Source organism: Actinorhabdospora filicis (assembly GCF_030269765.1).
In the GTDB taxonomy this organism is placed as follows: domain Bacteria; phylum Actinomycetota; class Actinomycetes; order Mycobacteriales; family Micromonosporaceae; genus Actinorhabdospora; species Actinorhabdospora filicis.
Genome location: NZ_BSTX01000003.1, coordinates 784,129 through 801,859, shown reverse-complemented (window position 1 = coordinate 801,859; position 17,731 = coordinate 784,129). Strand labels below are relative to the sequence as shown.

18 protein-coding genes are annotated in these 17,731 nt (G+C 70.8%); 9 read left to right on the top strand and 9 right to left on the bottom strand.

The features are described 5' to 3' along the window. Nucleotides 1–996: 996 nt before the first annotated feature. On the bottom strand, nucleotides 997–1,122 hold the full coding sequence (locus QSK10_RS23990; protein ID WP_285665194.1) for a hypothetical protein: 126 nt from the start codon (nucleotides 1,120–1,122) through the stop codon (nucleotides 997–999). Between the two features lie 200 nt (nucleotides 1,123–1,322). On the opposite strand from QSK10_RS23990, the gene QSK10_RS23985 reads away from it, so the two are divergent. The 3 genes from QSK10_RS23985 to QSK10_RS23975 are packed head-to-tail and all read left to right on the top strand — an operon-like array spanning nucleotide 1,323 to nucleotide 3,850. Further along, nucleotides 1,323–2,312, top strand: a complete 990-nt coding sequence (locus tag QSK10_RS23985; RefSeq protein ID WP_285665193.1) for a methionine ABC transporter ATP-binding protein — start codon at nucleotides 1,323–1,325, stop codon at nucleotides 2,310–2,312. Beyond that, on the top strand, nucleotides 2,309–2,965 hold the full coding sequence (locus QSK10_RS23980; protein ID WP_285665192.1) for a methionine ABC transporter permease: 657 nt from the start codon (nucleotides 2,309–2,311) through the stop codon (nucleotides 2,963–2,965). The genes QSK10_RS23985 and QSK10_RS23980 overlap by 4 nt, the downstream gene beginning before the upstream one ends. A gap of 45 nt (nucleotides 2,966–3,010) precedes the next feature. Beyond that, nucleotides 3,011–3,850: a MetQ/NlpA family ABC transporter substrate-binding protein gene (locus QSK10_RS23975; protein ID WP_285665191.1), complete on the top strand. Its 840-nt coding sequence runs from the start codon at nucleotides 3,011–3,013 to the stop codon at nucleotides 3,848–3,850. Between the two features lie 1,202 nt (nucleotides 3,851–5,052). Here QSK10_RS23975 and QSK10_RS23970 read toward each other — a convergent pair. Beyond that, entirely contained in the window at nucleotides 5,053–5,973 is a 921-nt protein-coding gene (locus QSK10_RS23970) for a M56 family metallopeptidase (protein WP_285665190.1), read from the bottom strand. Further along, nucleotides 5,970–6,341 carry a BlaI/MecI/CopY family transcriptional regulator gene (locus QSK10_RS23965; protein WP_285665189.1) on the bottom strand — a complete coding sequence of 124 codons (372 nt, stop codon included), beginning with the start codon at nucleotides 6,339–6,341 and terminating at the stop codon, nucleotides 5,970–5,972. Before QSK10_RS23965 ends, QSK10_RS23970 begins: the two co-directional genes overlap by 4 nt. A 232-nt stretch (nucleotides 6,342–6,573) precedes the next feature. On the opposite strand from QSK10_RS23965, the gene QSK10_RS23960 reads away from it, so the two are divergent. Then, the gene (locus tag QSK10_RS23960) at nucleotides 6,574–7,542 is read left to right on the top strand and encodes a sigma-70 family RNA polymerase sigma factor (RefSeq protein ID WP_285665188.1); all 969 of its coding nucleotides are present in this window, start codon (nucleotides 6,574–6,576) and stop codon (nucleotides 7,540–7,542) included. 57 nt (nucleotides 7,543–7,599) lie between these two features. Here the strand turns inward: QSK10_RS23960 and QSK10_RS23955 are convergent, their stop codons facing one another. Further along, nucleotides 7,600–8,283: an iron-dependent transcriptional repressor DtxR gene (locus tag QSK10_RS23955; protein WP_285665187.1), complete on the bottom strand. Its 684-nt coding sequence runs from the start codon at nucleotides 8,281–8,283 to the stop codon at nucleotides 7,600–7,602. Between the two features lie 295 nt (nucleotides 8,284–8,578). Next, nucleotides 8,579–9,286, bottom strand: a complete 708-nt coding sequence (locus tag QSK10_RS23950) for a TetR/AcrR family transcriptional regulator (protein WP_285665186.1) — start codon at nucleotides 9,284–9,286, stop codon at nucleotides 8,579–8,581. Between the two features lie 113 nt (nucleotides 9,287–9,399). Between QSK10_RS23950 and QSK10_RS23945 the strand changes: the two genes are divergently transcribed. From QSK10_RS23945 to QSK10_RS23935, 3 genes are read left to right on the top strand one after another with little or no spacing between them, the layout of a single operon-like run. Continuing rightward, nucleotides 9,400–10,596 carry an FAD-dependent monooxygenase gene (locus QSK10_RS23945; protein WP_285665185.1) on the top strand — a complete coding sequence of 399 codons (1,197 nt, stop codon included), beginning with the start codon at nucleotides 9,400–9,402 and terminating at the stop codon, nucleotides 10,594–10,596. Nucleotides 10,597–10,628: 32 nt separating this feature from the next. Further along, nucleotides 10,629–11,219, top strand: coding sequence for a TetR/AcrR family transcriptional regulator (locus tag QSK10_RS23940; protein WP_285665184.1), 591 nt, complete (start codon nucleotides 10,629–10,631; stop codon nucleotides 11,217–11,219). Beyond that, complete coding sequence (locus QSK10_RS23935; RefSeq protein WP_285665183.1) at nucleotides 11,216–11,590, top strand: VOC family protein; 375 nt, start codon at nucleotides 11,216–11,218, stop codon at nucleotides 11,588–11,590. Before QSK10_RS23940 ends, QSK10_RS23935 begins: the two co-directional genes overlap by 4 nt. Here the strand turns inward: QSK10_RS23935 and QSK10_RS23930 are convergent. From QSK10_RS23930 to QSK10_RS23915, 4 genes are read right to left on the bottom strand one after another with little or no spacing between them, the layout of a single operon-like run. Beyond that, nucleotides 11,587–12,189 (bottom strand): hypothetical protein, encoded by a 603-nt coding sequence (locus QSK10_RS23930; RefSeq protein ID WP_285665182.1) that lies wholly within the window; start codon nucleotides 12,187–12,189, stop codon nucleotides 11,587–11,589. The two genes, QSK10_RS23935 and QSK10_RS23930, sit on opposite strands and share 4 nt — an antisense overlap. A gap of 56 nt (nucleotides 12,190–12,245) precedes the next feature. After that, a complete protein-coding gene (locus QSK10_RS23925; protein ID WP_285665181.1) occupies nucleotides 12,246–13,190 on the bottom strand; it encodes an ROK family glucokinase in 945 nt (314 codons plus the stop codon). Between the two features lie 4 nt (nucleotides 13,191–13,194). Continuing rightward, a complete protein-coding gene (locus tag QSK10_RS23920; protein ID WP_285665180.1) occupies nucleotides 13,195–13,641 on the bottom strand; it encodes an SRPBCC family protein in 447 nt (148 codons plus the stop codon). 11 nt (nucleotides 13,642–13,652) lie between these two features. Next, nucleotides 13,653–14,045, bottom strand: a complete 393-nt coding sequence (locus tag QSK10_RS23915; RefSeq protein ID WP_285665179.1) for a hypothetical protein — start codon at nucleotides 14,043–14,045, stop codon at nucleotides 13,653–13,655. A 94-nt stretch (nucleotides 14,046–14,139) separates the two neighbouring features. Between QSK10_RS23915 and QSK10_RS23910 the strand changes: the two genes are divergently transcribed. Both QSK10_RS23910 and QSK10_RS23905 read left to right on the top strand, forming a co-directional pair. Further along, nucleotides 14,140–15,945: an AMP-dependent synthetase/ligase gene (locus QSK10_RS23910; RefSeq protein WP_285665178.1), complete on the top strand. Its 1,806-nt coding sequence runs from the start codon at nucleotides 14,140–14,142 to the stop codon at nucleotides 15,943–15,945. Between the two features lie 146 nt (nucleotides 15,946–16,091). Next, nucleotides 16,092–17,681 (top strand): sensor histidine kinase, encoded by a 1,590-nt coding sequence (locus QSK10_RS23905; protein WP_432705366.1) that lies wholly within the window; start codon nucleotides 16,092–16,094, stop codon nucleotides 17,679–17,681. Nucleotides 17,682–17,731 lie beyond the last annotated feature (50 nt).

Sequence of the window (17,731 nt, the reverse complement as noted above, 5' to 3'; positions counted from 1 at the left end):
ACCACCCCGGCCCGCACCACCCCGGCCCGCACCACCCCGGCCCGCACCACCCCGGCCCGCACCACCCCGGCCCGCACCACCCCGGCCCGCACCACCCCGGCCCGCACCACCCCGGCCCGCACCACCCCGGCCCGCACCACCCTTCTTCCCGCCTCTCCCCCTTGGCCCGTCCCTTCCATCCCTCTGTGGTCGTGTCGGTTGCCGGCCGCGGATCTTCCGTCGTTCGGCCTCGGCGACGGTGAACGAGGAACCCGGGGGTGTCAAGACGGAAGAGCTGTCTTGACACCCCCAGAACCCTCGTTCCAAAGACCCGTCAGGCCGCACGCCAGAAGATCCAGCTCTCGAAGGAAAGGTTGTGCGGGGCCTGGTCTTCGGGCCAGCTCTAGTTGTCGGCGGCGGCTTCGGTCAAGAGCCCTACCCTGCTACGCATCGCACCCGGCTCGACACATCGACCCCGGACCTCGCCTCGGGCAGCCTTCACCCACCGCTGCTTGCCCGGCCCGGCTCTTGCCTTCGTCTCGCCCTCACTGCACCAGGCTTCGCATCGCACCCGGCTTGTCTTCCGACTTTCGCTTGTCTTCAGGCTTGCTTCACCCATCGCCGTGTGGGTGGTGTGGCTCTGGCCATCGTCACCGGCTTGTCTTCGGGCGGGCTTCATCCACCGCAACGTGTGGGTTGCCCGGGTCTTGCCTTCGTCTCGCCCCCACTGCACTTCAGGCTGCGCGCACATCGCACCCGGCTCTTGTCTTCGTCTCGTCCCCACCGCACACAGGCTTCGCGCCTCGCACCGGCCCGTCTTACGTCCACCGCTCTCACCTCGGGCTGGCTTCGCTCACCGCTGCTCGCCTGTCCCTTCCGGTCTTTCGTCGCGGCCGCGTTCCCCAGCACCGCTCGCACTCCACTCCGGCTCTCACCTGCGTCTTTGCTCCTGTCTTCGCTTCTCCCTGTCGTGCGCGTTTCTGCGCGTTAACCCCTGTTAACTCGCCGCGACGAACATCACTTCTCCTTGGCGGTCGTCGGTTCGCCTGGTTTACTTCCCCCCGTGAACACGTCGCGCACTTCCTGCTGCCGCCGCCACGCCATGAGCGTCGCGATGCCGGCCATGTGCGCGTGCATGCCCATGGGCATGCGAATGTGCGGGATCTGAGGGTCCCTTCCCCGCTCGCGCCCCGAAGCGAGCAGCTCTTGCGCACTTCCGCTCTCTGATCGTTAGCGGTTTTTTGCGCTCACTCATGCCGATGTGCCGCCGGGTTTTCATTCCGGACTGATGCCGCTCGGCTGCCCGAATCGTCCCGGCGGGGACCTTCTGAAGGATCAGCACTGTGATCGAACTGTCCGATGTGCGAAAAAGGTACCGAGATACCACGGCCCTCGATGGGGTGAGCTTGACCGTCCGCAAGGGCGAGGTGTTCGGGGTTCTGGGGCGTTCTGGGGCTGGGAAGTCGACGCTTCTGCGGACTGTGAACGCGCTGGAGCGGCCCGACTCCGGTTCGGTCCGCGTCAACGGGGTGGAGATCACCACGTTGGGTGCGGGGGAACTGCGCAAGACGCGTGCGCGTATCGGCATGGTCTTTCAGCATTTTCACCTGGTGCGCAATCGGACGGTCGAGGCCAATGTGGGGCTGCCGTTGCGGATTTCGGGTGCGGGACGGGCTGAGCGGAAGGCGCGGGTCGCCGAGCTGCTCGATGTCGTCGGGCTGGCGGATAAGGCGAAGGCGTTTCCGGGGCAGTTGTCGGGTGGGCAGCGGCAGCGGGTGGCGATCGCTCGTGCGCTTGCGGCGAAGCCGGATGTGCTGCTCTCCGACGAGGCCACGAGTGCGCTGGATCCGGACACCACGGTGGAGATCCTCGATCTGCTGCGGCGGCTGAATCGTGAGCTGGGGCTGACGATTCTGCTCATCACGCATGAGCTTCAGGTCGTCACGCGCATCTGCGACTCGGCGGCCGTGCTCGACGGTGGCCGGGTGACCGAGACCGGGCGGGTCGCCGACCTGCTCGCCACGCCGGGGTCCGCGCTCGGGCGGCAGGCATTCGATCTGGGGGACACCGTGACGCCGACGGCCACTCGTACCGCCGACATCACCTTCACCGGCGCCGAGGTCGGCGAGCCCGTGGTGGCGGCGCTCGTGAAGCGCTTCGACCTGGACGTCTCGATCCTGGACGCGGCGGTGCAGACCGGCACCGGCGACGACGGATTCACCGTGGGACGCCTGCGGGTGGCGCTGCCGGACACGCCCGTCGCCGATGAGGCGCTGGCCTGGCTCGTCGAGCGCGGCTACGGCGTCTCGACGCCCGAGGGCGGTGCGCGGTGACCTTCGACGAGTACGTGGACCTGCTCGGGCCCGCGGCCCTGGAGACGCTCCAGATGGTCGGCCTGACGACCCTGTGGACGGTGGTGTTCGGGCTGCCGCTCGGCGTCGCCCTGTACGCCCTGTCCCCCAGGGGCCTGCGGCCGCAGGGGCTGGCCTACAAGGCGATCGGGCTCGTGGTGAACATCGGGCGGTCGGTGCCGTTCATCCTGCTGATGCTGGCGATCATCCCCGTGACGCGGCTGCTGGTCGGGACCAGCATCGGCAGCGCGGCGGCGGTGGTCCCGCTCGCGGTGGCGGCCGTCCCGTTCTTCGCGCGGCTGGTGGAGTCCTCGCTGCTCGAAGTCGACCCCGGTCTCGTGGAGGCGGCCCGCTCGATGGGCGCGCACGGGTTCGGCATCGTCGGGCGCGTCCTCGTCCCCGAGGCGCTGCCCTCGATCATCCGCAACGTCACCGTCACCGTCGTGGCCGTCATCGGCTACTCGGCGATGGCCGGCGCGATCGGCGGAGGCGGGCTCGGCGCGGTCGCCGTCCGTTTCGGCTACCAGCGCTTCCAGTACGACGTCATGATCGTCGCCGTCATCGTCCTCGTCGTGTTCGTCCAGCTCATCCAGCTGGCCGGCGACCTCATCTCCCGGCGCCTCGACCGCCGGTGAACAGCTAGAACCTCTCCCTCCAAGAACATCGAAAGGCACACCATCATGAACCGCCGTCGGCTTCTCAGCAGCGCCGCCATCTCCCTGACCGCCGCCCTCACCCTCGGCCTGCTCGCCGCCTGCGGCTCGGGCTCCGACGCCAAGGCCAGCGAGGACCCCAAGAGCAAGCTCATCGTCGGGGCGAGCGCCGTCCCGCACGCCGAGATCCTCGACTACGTCAAGACCAACCTCGCCGCGGGCGCCGGGCTGGAGCTGGAGGTGAAGGTCTTCGACGACTACGTGCTGCCGAACACCGCCACCGACACCGGCGAACTCAACGCCAACTTCTTCCAGCACAAGCCCTACCTGGACGAGTTCAACCAGAAGAACGGCACCCAGCTCGTCGGCGTCGGCGCCGTCCACATCGAGCCCCTCGGCCTCTACTCCAAGAAGGTCAAGGACCTCGCGGCCCTCCCCAACGGGGCGACCGTGGCGTTCCCGGACGACGCCACCAACGGCGGCCGCGCGCTCAAGCTCCTCGCCGACAACGGCCTGCTCACCCTCAAGGACGGCGTGGGCACCAACGCCACCGAGAAGGACGTCGTCGCCAACCCCAAGAACCTGAAGTTCCAGCCCCTGGCCGCCGAGCAGCTCCCCCGCTCCCTCGACGACGTGGACGCCGCCGTGATCAACGGCAACTACGCCATCCAGGGCGGCCTCACCCCCGCCACTGACGCGCTCGTGCTGGAGAAGGCCGAGGGCAACCCCTACGCCAACCTGCTCGTCGTGAAGAAGGGGCAGGAGCAGGACGAGCGCGTCCAGAAGCTGGTCAAGCTGCTCCAGTCGCCCGAGGTGAAGAAGTTCATCCAGGACAAGTACAAGGGCTCGGTGATCCCGGCCTTCTAAAGAGCCTCCCTTCCTCTCCTGTGGACGAAGCCCGCCACCCTGACGCACCGGGGTGGCGGGCTTCAGGCGTGGGTGGGGGGGTGGGGGGACGGTCGGTGGGCACACGGGTGCAGGCCGGACGCGGGGGCGGCGGGTTCCGCGCGGGGTGGGGTGGCGGGGCCGACGGAGTATCGACGCCCCGGTCACGCCGACCACACGACGGAACACCACGACGGTAGGCGAGCTGGGACCATGGTGCGCCGAGGGAGCCTCGTGCCCCGGCCCGGAAGGCGACGCGGCTGCCGGGACCACATCTCGCTATGCCGCGTGCCATCTCATCGCGCCGTGCCGATCGCGAGGGCCCGGGCCGCTCGCCACCGGGAAGGGTCGCGGGCGAACCCGGATGGTGCGGCACGCGGGTCACCGGGGCGTCCAACCGGCATCGCCGACGTGCGCGACCGTTCAAGCGGTGTGTTCGCGGCCCGGCCACGCCGACCGTGGGACGGGGCACCGCGACGGTGCGCGGTGCGGGGAGATGGTCGCGCCGGGAGACCCCGCCCGCTCCCGAAGGTGGAGCGGCGGCTCCACCGCGCCCCGACGATGTGCGAGGTTCCCGGGAACCCGGCCTGCGGGAACAGCCCGCGCGCCTCATCCGGGGTCATGGCGGAGCCGCCCTCGGCGGCGGTGAGCGGCGTGGTGTGGTCTCACCGCTGCACGTCCCCTCGACGCGGCCACACGGCTCGCGGGAACCGGTTCCCTTCGCCACTCGCCTTGGCAGCCATGGTGGGCGAGCCGCGGCGGCCGTCCTGGAGCACCGCCGCGGTGGGACGGCCGCTCTGGCCTCGCCTCGGCTGATCCACCACGCCGCGACGGTGCGCAAGATAGCGGTGGCCAGGCCGCCGTCAGAGCACATCACGTCGGCGCCGGTGGGCGTGGCCGGGTCACACCGTCCCGCGCGCCTTCACGACGCGCCCACGCGGCTCGCGAGAGCCGCGTCCCCTCCCCCGTCACTCGCCACGAGAACCCGCCGGGAAGCTGCTCGGGCAGGGCCACCGAGCGCGGATCCTCACTCCACACCGGATCTCATGCCGTGCCAGCTCATGTCCTGCTTTGTGCCAGGCCATGGCGTTCGCCTCGCGCCTTGCCGCGCCACCGGTCTAACATAATCCTTCATTATCGACGGGCATCCCGAACGCAAAGCCCGCCACCACACCCCGCCCGCCCTAGATCAGCACCAGCGCCGGCAGCGCGAACAGCACCACCGCCGTCGCGTACAGCACCACTCGCAGCCGCCGGGAGCGCGGGGGCGGGTCCAGCAGTCTGCGGACGCGCGCGAGCATCGTCCCGCCGGTGGAGGCGATCGCTCCGGCGGGTGTCGCGGCTCCCCCGACGGTGGCGATGCGGGCGAGGGCCGAGGCGAGGGCGTTGCGGTCGCAGCGGTCGGCTGCGGAGTCGTCGGCGACCATCTCCAGGAGGGAGTCGACGGCGAGGCGGGCGCGGCGGATGCCGGGGAACCAGGGCAGGGCGCGGGTCCAGGCGGCGAAGGGCAGGGCGACCAGGTCGTGGCGTTCGCGGATGTGGGCGTCCTCGTGTTCGAGGACGGCGCCCAGCTCGGCGTCGTCGAGCAGGTCGAGCGCGCCGGTGGTGACCACGACGCGGGGGGTGCGGCCAGGTAGGCAGTAGGCGGCGGCGCCGGGGTGGTTGAGGACCTGGCCGCGTCCGGGACGTCCGGTGGGCCACGGGTCGGCGACGAGGTCGACGAGGTCGCGGTGGCGGCGGCGCAGGATCCAGGTGCGGCGGGTGGTGGTGATCAGGACGCCGAGGAGGCGCAGGTAGACCACGATGGTGGCGACCATGAGGACCTGGTGCCAGGTCCCGAGCCCGCCGGTGAGGTCCCCGGTGGCGAGGTTGCGGATCCAGGCGAACAGGGCGTCGCGGAGGTCGCCGCCGAGCGGCGCGAGGGCCATGGCGGTGGTCGCGCCCAGCAGCGCGAGGCCGCCGGACAGGCCGATCGCCTGCCAGCACACCAGCGCGGCGCGGGGTTCGCGGTGCGTCCACTGCGCGCGGCTGAGGACGGCGGGGACGGGCCCGATCAGGGCGACGGCGAGGACGGCGAGCGCGATCCCGGCCGCGGTGACGTTCACGAGCCGGGTTCCCGGCGGCGGACGGCCTCGTTGAGGGCGTCCGCGAGCGCGGCGGCCTCGGCGGGGCTGACCTCTTCGGCGAAGCGGGCCAGGGCGGCGCCGCGGTCGGCGGCGGTGTCGAGGGCTTCGCGCATGAGGGCGGCGACGTGTTCCTCGCGTCCGGCGACGGCGCGGTAGTGGTGCGCGCGTCCATTACGATCACGCGCGACGAATCCCTTGGCTTCCAAGCGGGACAAGACGGTGAGGACGGTGGTGGCGGCGAGGCTGCGGTCGGGCAGCGAATCGACGACCGCGCGTGCGGTGACGGGACGTCCGGCGGTCCACAGGACCTCCATGACGGCGCGTTCGAGTTCTCCCAGTCGGGCCATGTGCTGATGTCTCTTCCGGCGGGTGGCGGACGGCTGTGACGATTCTACTTGCGGTAGAAACCCCTTCGCCAGGGCCGATTTCTCTTATTTGCCCGGCTTGTGTCTCCCGTGTTCGTGCCACGGAGAGCTTGACTCACAGGGGTTTCACGCGCTACTCGGCAAGCTTGGACCCAAGCCCGGCGCGATGAGCGCGCCGGAAACTTGGGGAGGCGAAAGAATCGTGGCACTTCCGGTGACCGATTACGAAGAGAGCGCGTCCTTCGAGGAGGACCGTGCCGAGCGCGGCACGTCGGCGGACCTGGTCCGCGCGTACCTCAACGGGATCGGCCGGCACAAGCTGCTGACCGCGGTGCAGGAGGTCGAGCTGGCCAAGGCCATTGAGGCCGGTCTGTTCGCCCAGGTCCGGCTCACCGACCCGGAGAAGCCGGTGCACGACGGTCAGCTGCGCGCCGACCTGGAGACCATCGCGGCGCAGGGGCGCGCGGCGAAGAACCGTCTCCTGGAGGCGAATCTGCGGCTCGTGGTCAGTGTCGCCAAGCGTTACACCGGCCGGGGGATGGCGTTGCTGGACCTGATCCAGGAGGGGAACCTGGGTCTGATCCGCGCGGTGGAGAAGTTCGATTACTGCAAGGGTTTCAAGTTCTCCACCTATGCCACCTGGTGGATCCGCCAGGCCATCACCCGCGCCATGGCCGACCAGGCCCGCACCATCCGCATTCCGGCGCACACCTTGGACAAGGTCAACCAGATGGCGCGCGTCCGCCGCGAGCTGACGATGCGCATCGGCCGTGAGCCGAACTACTTCGAGATCGCCGCGGAGCTGGAGGTCGAGCCCTTCCGGGTTCTTGAGCTGATGTCGTACGACCGCGACCCGCTCAGCCTCGACCAGACCGTCGGCGATGACAGCGACACACCGCTGTCGGACCTGCTGGACACCACCGTCCGGCCCGTCGCGGACAACGTGTCCTACGCGTTGCTCCGCAATGAGATCGCCGAGGTCCTCACCACCCTCACCGAGCGCGAGCAGGCCGTGATCAAGCTGCGCTTCGGCATCGACGACGGCCGCCAGCGCACCCTTGAGGAGGTCGGCCGCGACTTCGGGCTCTCCCGCGAGCGCGTCCGCCAGATCGAGAAGACCACGCTGCTGAAGCTGCGTCACCCTTCGCGGGCGGAGCGGCTGTCGGAGTACGTGGGCTGCTAGGACGACACGGAACGGCCCGCGCCACCAGCACGGTGGCGCGGGCCGTTTCGGCGTTCGCTAGGCGACGGGGGCGACGAAGACGCGCGTGGCGGCGTCCATCGTGAGGCGCACGGTGTCGCCGGAGGGGGTGGTCAGCACGACCCCGTCCTCCTGCTCCACGCGCACCGTCGCGCCGGGGTTGACGCCGGCCTCGTGCAGTTCCCGCAGGACCTGCGCGTCGGTCTGGACGCTCTCGCAGATGCGGGTGACGGTGACCGAGTCGGGGAGTCCGGCCGAGCCGAGGTGGCGCTCACCGTCGGGCGAGGTCTCGGTGGCGGTGGCGCCGAGCGCCTCCAGGCCGGGGATGGGGTTGCCGTAGGGCGAGCGGGTGGGGCGCTTGAGGAGTTCGAAGACCTTCTTCTCCACCGCGTCGCTCATGACGTGTTCCCAGCGGCAGGCCTCGTCGTGGGCCTCTTCGTAGGACATGCCGATGACGTCGACGAGCAGCAGCTCGGCGAGGCGGTGCTTGCGCATCACCGACACGGCCTGCTCGCGGCCGAGGCCGGTCAGTTCCAGGTGCCGGTCGCCCTGGACGGTGAGGAGACCGTCGCGCTGCATGCGCGCGACCGTCTGGCTGACCGTGGGCCCGCTCTGGTGCAGTCGCTCGGCGATGCGGGCGCGCAGGGGGGTCACGCCCTCCTCTTCGAGCTCAAGGATGGTGCGCAGGTACATCTCGGTGGTGTCGACCAGGTCAGTTGTCATCAGTGCTGCCTTATCTCCCGTTGCGACGATGCTACCTGCGGCGATGCCGGGCGGGCCGACGGCGGCGGCGCCGGGTCGCTGTCGTCCGGGACGTTGGGACCGGGCGGTTGTCTTACTTGTCTATCTGGGCTTTTCTGGAACGGATCAAGTCTAGCCGGGAGTCTGGCGTCTCCCGTGACGGTTCCCGAGCGAGGATATGCGGCGGGTGCGACATCCCGCCACGGCGGCTCGTCTCGGACGCCGCCCACTCGGGATGCAACACCGGGAACGGCCGGAACAGTCCCGCCGCCGGCGGTCACCGCGCCATGAGGGCCGCCACCCCGTCGAGGATGATGCCGAGCTCGAAGCTGAACTCGTCGGCGTAATTGTCCACCTCGTCGTCGATGGCGCCTTCGATCATCAGGGACACGATCTCGCGGTACTTCTCGCGGTCCACGACGCGGGACAGCTCGGCGGCGTAGTCGTAGCGCGGCGCGCGCGCCTGTACCTCGTAGATCACCACGGTCCGGACGAAGGCGGCGATCATCATCACCGCCGACAGCTTCGCGCGCCCGCTCAGGCCGGTCTGCGCCAGGTAGCGCAGCCCCAGCTCCAGCCAGCCGAGCTGGTTGGGCGCGATCGGCGGACCGGCTATGGGGACCTCGATGATCCAGCGGTGGCGGCGCAGGACGACCAGGTAGGCGCGCGCCCACCGGGACATCCCCTCGCGCCAGTCGATGCCCTCCTCCACCGGCGGCGCCTCGCCGATGGCCCGGTCGATCATCAGCTCCAGCAGCTCGTCCTTGGCGGCGACGTAGCGGTACAGCGCCATGGTCGACACGCCGAGCGCCTTGGCGACCTTGACCATCGACACCGCCACCAGCCCGTCGGCCCCGGCCAGGGCGACCGCGGCGTCCACGACCTTCTCCAGGGAGAGGCCGGGCTTGGGCCCGTATCCGGGGCGGGTGCGCAGCCCCCACGCGGCTTCGAGGCTGTGCGGCAGCCCGGGCTTGCGGTCTTCCATGGACCCTCCTCTTGCGTCGATCTCCAGACTGTGTATAGCATACGCAGACAGGTTTAAGGCTTACACAGTTTCGTGTAAGCCTTACGCTAACCCCTTCATCCAGGAGTAACGCCATGAAGTCCGTTCTGATCTCCGGTTCCTCGGTCGCCGGTCCCGCCCTCGCGCTCTGGCTGCGCCGGGCCGGCTGGCAGGTCACCGTCATTGAGAAGGCCCCCGCGCCGCGCCCCGGCGGCTACAAGGTCGACCTGCGCGGCGTGGCCGTGCGCGTCGTCGACCTGATGGGCGTCGGCCGCGCCGTCCGCGAGCGGGCCACCGCCATCCGCGGCGGCCAGTGGATGAGCGAGAAGGGCAAGTCCATCGTCACCCTGGGCCCCGACCTCATCGGCTTCCGCGACCCGGGCGACCTGGAGATCCTGCGCGGCGACCTCGCCGAGATCGTGCGGGCCCAGACCCACGGGACCGAGTACATCTACGGCGACGTGATCACCGCGATGCACGAGGACGCCACGGGCGTCCACGTCGACTTCGGCCGCCACCCCTCCCGCCGCTTCGACGTGGTGATCGGCGCCGACGGGCTGCACTCCGGCGTCCGCGCCCTGGCCTTCGGGCCCGAGGAGCGCTTCTCCCGCCCGATCGGGCTGAGCGTGGCCGTCTTCGACGCGCCCAACCACCTCGGCTACGACCGCTGGGAGGTCTCCTGCAGCACCCCCGGGCGCGTCGCCGCCGCCTACGGCCTGTCCCCGTCGGCGCCGCTGACCGTCCAGCTGTTCTTCTCCAGCCCCGAGGTGAGCCTGGCCCGCGCCGGGCGCGACGAGCAGGAGCGCGCCGTCCGCGCCGCCTTCGCCGGGCAGGGCTGGGAGACGCCGCGCCTGCTCCAGGCGATGCCGTCCTCGGCCGACCTCTACTACGACGACCTCGCCCAGATCGAGATGGACGCCTGGTCGCGCGGCCGGACCGCGCTGGTCGGCGACGCCGCCTACTGCCCCTCCCCCGCCTCCGGGCAGGGCACCGGGCTGGCCCTGGTCGGCGCCTACGTCCTGGCCGGCGAGCTGGCCACCGCGCCCGACCACGTCACCGCCTTCGCCAACTACGAGAAGGTGATGCGCGAGTACGTGGCGATGAACCAGAAACTCGGCCGCGACATCGCCGGGAAGCTGGTCCCGTCCACCGCCTTCGGCGCCTTCCTGGGCCGCCTGATGATGCGCTACGTGCGGATCATGCCCTTCAAGAAGGCGATGATGGAACCCATCATGAAGCCCATTCGCGCCGCCTCCAACGGCATCGACCTGCCCGGATACCCGATCGCTTGACGGAGTGAGTACTCACTCCGTAGGCTGTGGGCATGACCGACACACGCAAACGGGCGCCCGGGATGAGTCCCGGGGAACGCCGCAAGATGATCGTCGACGCCGCGCTGCCGCTCATCGCCGAGCACGGCGCGGCCGTCACGACCGCCTCCATCGCCCGCGCCGCGGGCATCGGCGAGGCCACCGTGTTCCGCGCCTTCGCCGACAAGGACGAACTCGTCCGCGCCTGCCTGGCCCGCGCCTTCTCCCCCGAGCACGTGCTCGCCGAGATCGCCGCGATCCCCCTCGACCAGCCCCTCGCCGACCGCCTCGCCGAGGCCGCCGACTGCATGCGTGCCTACCTGGAGCGCATGGGCGTCCTCATCGGCGCACTCCAGGCCACCGGGGGCGGCCCGCGTCCCGAACCCGGCGAGCGCGACGGCGCCGGGCGCGAGGAGTCCGTCCGCCGCACGATCGAGGCCCTCGCGGGGTTGTTCGAGCCGGAGCGGGAGCAGCTGCGGCTGCCCCCGGAGCAGCTGGCCGAGCTGTTCACGCGGCTGTCCTTCGCCCGTCCGCTCCCGTCCGGGGTGAGCGGGCCGGACATCGCCACCGTCGTCGACGTCTTCCTGAACGGAGCCCGCAAGTGATCACGCTGAACCACACGATCGTCCCGGCCCTCGACAATGACGAGGCCGCGGGTTTCCTGGCCGGGATCCTTGGGCTGGAGGTGCTGCCGCCGGACGGGATGGACGGCCACTTCGCGCCGGTGCGGGTCAACGACACGCTGACCCTGGAGTTCATGACGGTCGACGAGCCCGCGCCGGTCCACCTGGCCTTCGAGGTGGACACCGCGGCCTTCGACGCGATCCTGGCGCGCGTGCGGGAGCGCGGAGTGGCCTTCGGCAGCCGTCCCTACGACTGGGCGAACGAGCGCACCGACCATCCGCTATGCGCGAGGGGCTTCTTCTTCCGGGACGCCTCGGGGCACCTGTACGAGGTGATGGACGCCGGGCGCTAGCCCGCGACCTGCTTCTCGATGTCCTTCGAGAGCGCGATCAGCGGGTCGAGGACCTTCTCCACGTCGTCCTTCTTCACGCCCTCGGCCGAGGTGAAGCGGATGGTGAAGATGCGGCCCTTGGCCGACAGCCAGCCGATCTCGGCGACCGGCCCGCTCTTCTCCCCCGCTTTGAGCAGGACCTTGTAGGCGGCCTTGCCGAGCTTGCCGACGTCGTCGGCGTCCTCGGGCATCATCGTCGCCTGGAAGCTCTCCTTGTCGGCCTTGGTGGCCGCGGTGGCGAGGGTGAAGTCGGGGAACGAGCCCTTCGTGGTCTGCATGACGCAGACCTGGGCGTTCTCGGCCTCGGCGGGTTCGACGACCTTGAAGTCGACGCCGACGGCCGCGTTGACGGCCTTGACGTCGAGGTACTCGCAGGCGCCCTTCGGCTTCTCGCCGGACTCACCGGGCTCCTGCGGGGAGGACTCCAGGACCGGGCCGGACGAGGACGCCGACGGGGTGGGTGCTCCGGCCTCGCCGCCCTTGTCGCCGCACGCGGCGGCGGTGGCCAGGACGGCGATCAGCGCGGCGGCCACGACGGCCCTGCGTGCGCCTAGCGACACTGTCTCTTCTCCTCAGGGGTCGCCACCGGGGAGTGGCGGAAGACTCCGACGCCAGATTAGCGGGTGCGGGACAGGTCGGCGGCCCCGATCACCCCGGCGTGAACGCCCAGGGAGGCGGCGCGCACGTCGGCGACGGGGATGCGGGAACGGGCCGCGAGGGCCTTCTCGTAGGACGCCCGGGCGGGCGCCAGCAGCAGCTCGCCGGCCTCGATGACGCCGCCGCCGATCACGAAGGTCTCCGGGTCGAAGGCCTGCGCCATGTCGGCCAGGCCCTCGCCGAGGTACCCGCCGACGCGGTTGAAGGCGGCGATGGCGACCGGGTCGCCCTCGCGGGCGGCCTCGGTGACCATGGGGCCGTTGATCGCCTTGGCGTCGCCACCGGCGAGCGCGAGGAGCGTCCCGGCGGCGGTGTCGTTCTCGGCGGCCATCTCGCGGGCGAAGCGGACGAGGGCGTTGCCGCTGGCGTACTGCTCCAGGCAGCCGTGGCGTCCGCAGCCGCAGACGTGGCCGCCGGGGACGGCGAGCATGTGGCCGAACTCGGCGGCCACGCCGTGCTTGCCGCGCAGGAGGCGTCCCTCGATGATCGCGCCGCCGCCGATGCCGGTGCCGACGGTGAAGAGGAGCGCCGATTCGGTGCCGCGCGCGGCGCCGTAGCGGAACTCGGCCCAGGCGGCGACGTTGGCGTCGTTCTCGACGACGACGGGGACGTCGACGTCGGCGGCGATCTTGTCGCGGAGGGGCTCGTCGCGCCAGGCGAGGTTGGGCGCGAACATGACGGTGGAGCGGGCGGCGTCGATCCAGCCGGCGGCGCCGACGCCGATGGAGTCGACCCGGTGGTCGCGCACGAGCTCGCCGATGACCTCGATGATGCGCCCGTGGACGCCCACGACGTCGTCGGCGGGGGTGTCGCGGCGGGCTTCGGCCAGGACGCGGCCCTCGTCGTCGACGACGGCGGCCAGCACCTTGGTGCCGCCGATGTCCACCCCGATCGCCAAAGACATGGCGCTATCCCCTCGACTCGACGCGCCGCTTGAGCTCCTTCAGCGCGGTATCCATGATCATCTTCTCGGCCTTGCGGCGGAACATCCCGAGCATCGGCACCTTGAGGTCGATCGCCAGCGTGTAGGTGACGGTCGATGTCCCGTCGCCATTGTCGGTGATCTCGTAGGAGCCTTCCTGGGACTTCTGCAGAGTCGAGGCCGAGGCGAGGGTCCAGCTGATGGCGGCGCCGTCGGGCGCGTAGTCGTAGCGCAGGTCGTACTCGTCGGTCAGCACACCCGCGTCGAGGGCGAAGCCGACCAGGACCGCGCGGCCGTCGGCGTCGGTCTCCTTGACCTCGGCGGACTTGATGGCGCCGGCCCACTCGGGGTAGGCGGCGAAGTCGCCGATCACGGCGGCGATGCTCGCGACATCGGCCGCCACGTCGATCGACTGCCTGGACGTGTCCGTCATGTGGAGGAAGGTTACTCGACGGGCCCGGCCCGCCACGTCTCCTCCCCATGGGTCGCCTCGGCGCGGTCCTTCAGGTCCCAGACGGCCCGCTTGACGCGGCGGCGGACGCGATCGGTGTTACGGCGGGCCGCTTTGGGCGTCCAGATTCGGTCAACTGGATCGACACGGGCGAATACGTGCAGGTAACAGCCGCGGTCGCGGTACCGTTCTAGCCATACCTCGGCACTGCCGGTCACCGGTCCCCCCACCGACCATCGCACTCCCTCACATCCCCTCTCCTCGGTGACCGTCAGAATCCAGCCGGGCCACAGCGCGGACGCGAAGCCGGGTGCGGCGACCATCGGCGCGAGGTCCTCGGGACGGCACGCCACGTATGAGTCGTCGACGAGATCGAGCGCAGGCACCACCGTATTGTCGCCCGGGTCTTCCGACCCGCGCCTACCAGGCGGTAGCGTTCCTTTAACCACCCCGGAACGCCCCGGAAATTTGGAGACAACCGTGCGCGAGTTTTCAGTGCCGCGAGCCGTGACGGTCCCTGACGACGCCAATCTGACCGATCCCCTGTGGGTCAACGCCGAGCAGTACCCCGACTCGGTGGTGTTCGCCAAGCGCGAGGGCGAGGGCGTCTGGACCGACGTCACCTCCGCGCGTTTCCGGGACGAGGTCATCGAGCTGGCCCGCGGCCTGGCCGCGTCCGGGATCAAGCCCGGCGACCGGATCGGGCTCATGGCCGCCACCCGTTATGAATGGACCCTGATCGACTACGCGATCTGGGTCGCCGGAGCGGTCAGCGTGCCGGTATTCGAGTCGTCCAGCGCCGATCAGGTCCGCTGGATCCTGTCCGATTCGCAATCGGTGGCGTGTTTCGTGGAGAAGGACGCGCACGAAGAGATCCTCGCCGGTATTCGCGATGATCTGCCCGAATTGAAGCTCACCTGGAGCATCGACGGCGGCGGGCTCGACGAACTGCGCACCGCCGGGCGCGACACCGACGCCGACGTCGAGGCGCTGCGGAAGTCGGCCGGGGCCGACGACCTCGCCACGATCATCTACACCTCGGGCACCACCGGCCGCCCCAAGGGCTGCATGCTGACCCACCGCAACATGTACAGCGACATCTCCAACACCATCACCGGGGTCCGCTCGCTGTTCCACGACAACGCCACCACCCTGCTGTTCCTGCCGCTGGCGCACTCCTTCGCGCGCATCATCCAGCTCGGCGCGATGGAGGCCCGCGTCCGCATGGGCCACCACCCCGACCTGGGGACGGTGGCCAAGGTGCTCCCGGAGTTCCGCCCGACCTTCCTCCTGGCCGTCCCGCGCGTGTTCGAGAAGGTCTTCAACGGCGCGCGGCAGAAGGCGGCCGACGGCGGCAGCCTCAAGGGCAAGCTCTTCGAGCGCGCCGCCAACGTCGCCATCGCCTACAGCAGGGCCCTCGACACCAACGGCGTCGGTCTCGGGCTGCGGGTGCGCCACTCGTTCTACGACAAGCTCGTCTACTCCAAGCTGCGCGCGGCCCTCGGCGGCCGCTGCGACCGCGCCATCTCCGGCGGCGCGCCCCTCGGCGAGCGCCTGGGCCACTTCTTCCGGGGCGTGGGCGTCACCATCTACGAGGGCTACGGGCTGACCGAGTCCTCGCCGGTGATCTCGCTGAACCTGGACTCCGCCGCCAAGATCGGCACCGTGGGGCGGCCCGTCCCCAACACCACCGCCAAGATCGCCGACGACAACGAGCTGCTCATCAAGGGCGACCAGGTCTTCGCCGGTTACTGGCGCAACCAGGAGGCCACCGACGAGTCGGTCAAGGACGGGTGGCTGCACACCGGCGACCTGGCCAGCATCGACGCCGACGGCTTCCTGACCATCACCGGGCGCAAGAAGGAGATCCTGGTGACCGCCGGCGGCAAGAACATCGCCCCCGGCCCGATGGAGGACGTGATCCGCGCGCACCCGCTGATCAGCCAGGCCGTGGTCATCGGTGACGCGCAGCCGTTCGTGGCGTGCCTGGTGGCCATCGACGGCGAGGCGCTGCCCGGGTGGCTGGAGCGGGCCGGGAAGACCGCCGGGACGCCCATCACCGAGCTGCGCGACGATCCGGAGCTGAACGCCGAGGTCAAGGCCGCCATCGACGCCGCCAACGCCACCGTCTCCAAGGCCGAGGCGATCAAGGCCTACCGCATCCTCCCCGCCGACCTCACCGAAGCCACCGGGGAGGTGACGCCGAAACAGAGCGTGAAACGTAACGTGGTGATGGCAAAGTACGCGGGGGAGATCGACGCCATCTACGGAGGCGTGAAGAGGTAACGCCCCCTGCGAGGGGACGATGAGCGGCGGGCCACGCGCCCGCCGCGTACGAGGGGGGTCATGACCCAGTTGGAGCCGACCGCATGAACGACCGGGCCTGGCCGTGGCCCCGGGAGCGGTGGCGGCTGCCGACGCTGCTCCTGCGGCTGTCGGTGTTCGTCATCGTCGCCGGTCTGGGCCTGACCGCGACCGGCTGGTGGCACGCGCTGACCTGGTGCGCGCTGCTGGCGGCGGCCACGATCCCCGGCACGCTCGCCCCGGCGCATCCCGTCATCGGGCGGCTCGGGCGGGTCGCGGAGGTCGCCGTGGTCGTCCTGGGCACCGCCTCGGCCGGTGACCTGGACGGCTGGATGCTGCCGTACCTGACCGTGCCGCTGGGCGGTGCCGCGCTGTTCGGCGGCGCGAAGATCCGCGAGGGCCTCATCGAGGCGGCGGGGCTGGCGGTGCTCGCCGCGGGCGGGCTGGCCACGCTGATCCCGCGCGGCGGCGCCGACTTCGCCATCATCGCGGTGGAGTGGATCGCGCTGGCGGTGCTGTTCGCGCTCACCGCGAGCTGGCTGCGCCGGGCCCTCCAGGCGAGCGCGACACCCGGTCCGCAGCCCTATGAGGAGGCCACCGCGCTGCTGACACAGTTGCGCGCGGTCGCCCGGCAGCTGCCCGGCGGGACGCTCGACCCGGGCGGCATCGCCACGCACCTGCTGGACGAGGTCCGCGGGCACGCCGCGGCGGAGCGCTCGGCGGTCCTGACCGGCGGTGGCGGCAACCGCCTGGTGATCCTGGCGCAGAACGCGCCCGACCGGGTCGACTGGGAGACCTCGCTGGAGAACGACTCCGCCCTCGCCGACGCGTGGGCGGGCCAGCAGCCGCAGACGTCCTCGCGTTCGCTGTCGCGCAGCCGCTCGGCGGCGCTGGGGCCGGTGTCGGTGCTGGTGGTGCCGCTGGTGGCGGGTGTCCGCACGGTCGGGCTGATCGTGATGGAGACCGACCAGGGCGGCGCCTACACGCCCGAGGTCATCGGCGAGGTCGCCGACGCGGCCGCGGCCGGCGCGCTGCGGCTGGAGACGGCCCTGCTGTTCGACGAGGTCCGCTCGCTGGCGACCACCGAGGAGCGGCAGCGGCTGGCGCGCGAGATCCACGACGGCGTCGCGCAGGAGCTGGCGATGGTCGGCTACGGCATCGACAACGCGCTGGGGCTGCTGCCCCCGCAGGCCGGTGAGGCCGCCGAGGAGCTGCGCGACCTGCGCACCGAGGTGACCCGGCTGATCACCGAGCTGCGGCTGTCGCTGTTCGAGCTGCGCAGCGAGGTCGACCGGCACGGCGGGCTCACCGCGGCCATCGCCGACTACGCCCGCACCGTCGGGGCCTCGGCGGGACTGCGCGTCCACCTGTCCCTGGACGAGTCGACCGCGCGGCTGCCCGCCGCCACCGAGGCCGAGCTGCTGCGGATCGCGCAGGAGTCCATCACCAACGCCCGCAAGCACGCGCGGGCGGACAACCTGTGGGTGACCTGCGAAGTCGACCCGCCCTACGCCCGCATCGAGGTCAGCGACGACGGGCGCGGCATCAGCGGCGCCGGCGCCGACGGCCGGTACGGGCTGACGATCATGTCCGAGCGGGCCGAACGCATCCGGGCCTCCCTGGAGATCCGGCCACGTGAACCACACGGCACTACGGTTGCCGTGATCCTCGCCGCGCCCACAGCACGCGGTAGCGTACACACGGCAGATGAGAATTGAGAGAATCGACCATGACTTCAGCGACGAACAACCCCGTGCCGGGCGGCAAC

What these genes read in the sequence shown, in the direction of transcription:
- QSK10_RS23925 (WP_285665181.1), bottom strand. Translation starts at nt 13,190, where the DNA reads ATGTCTTTGGCGATCGGGGTGGACATCGGCGGCACCAAGGTGCTGGCC.
- QSK10_RS23940 (WP_285665184.1), top strand. Translation starts at nt 10,629, where the DNA reads ATGACCGACACACGCAAACGGGCGCCCGGGATGAGTCCCGGGGAACGC.
- QSK10_RS23945 (WP_285665185.1), top strand. Translation starts at nt 9,400, where the DNA reads ATGAAGTCCGTTCTGATCTCCGGTTCCTCGGTCGCCGGTCCCGCCCTC.
- QSK10_RS23975 (WP_285665191.1), top strand. Translation starts at nt 3,011, where the DNA reads ATGAACCGCCGTCGGCTTCTCAGCAGCGCCGCCATCTCCCTGACCGCC.
- QSK10_RS23920 (WP_285665180.1), bottom strand. Translation starts at nt 13,641, where the DNA reads ATGACGGACACGTCCAGGCAGTCGATCGACGTGGCGGCCGATGTCGCG.
- QSK10_RS23965 (WP_285665189.1), bottom strand. Translation starts at nt 6,341, where the DNA reads ATGGCCCGACTGGGAGAACTCGAACGCGCCGTCATGGAGGTCCTGTGG.
- QSK10_RS23990 (WP_285665194.1), bottom strand. Translation starts at nt 1,122, where the DNA reads ATGGGCATGCACGCGCACATGGCCGGCATCGCGACGCTCATGGCGTGG.
- QSK10_RS23950 (WP_285665186.1), bottom strand. Translation starts at nt 9,286, where the DNA reads ATGGAAGACCGCAAGCCCGGGCTGCCGCACAGCCTCGAAGCCGCGTGG.
- QSK10_RS23955 (WP_285665187.1), bottom strand. Translation starts at nt 8,283, where the DNA reads ATGACAACTGACCTGGTCGACACCACCGAGATGTACCTGCGCACCATC.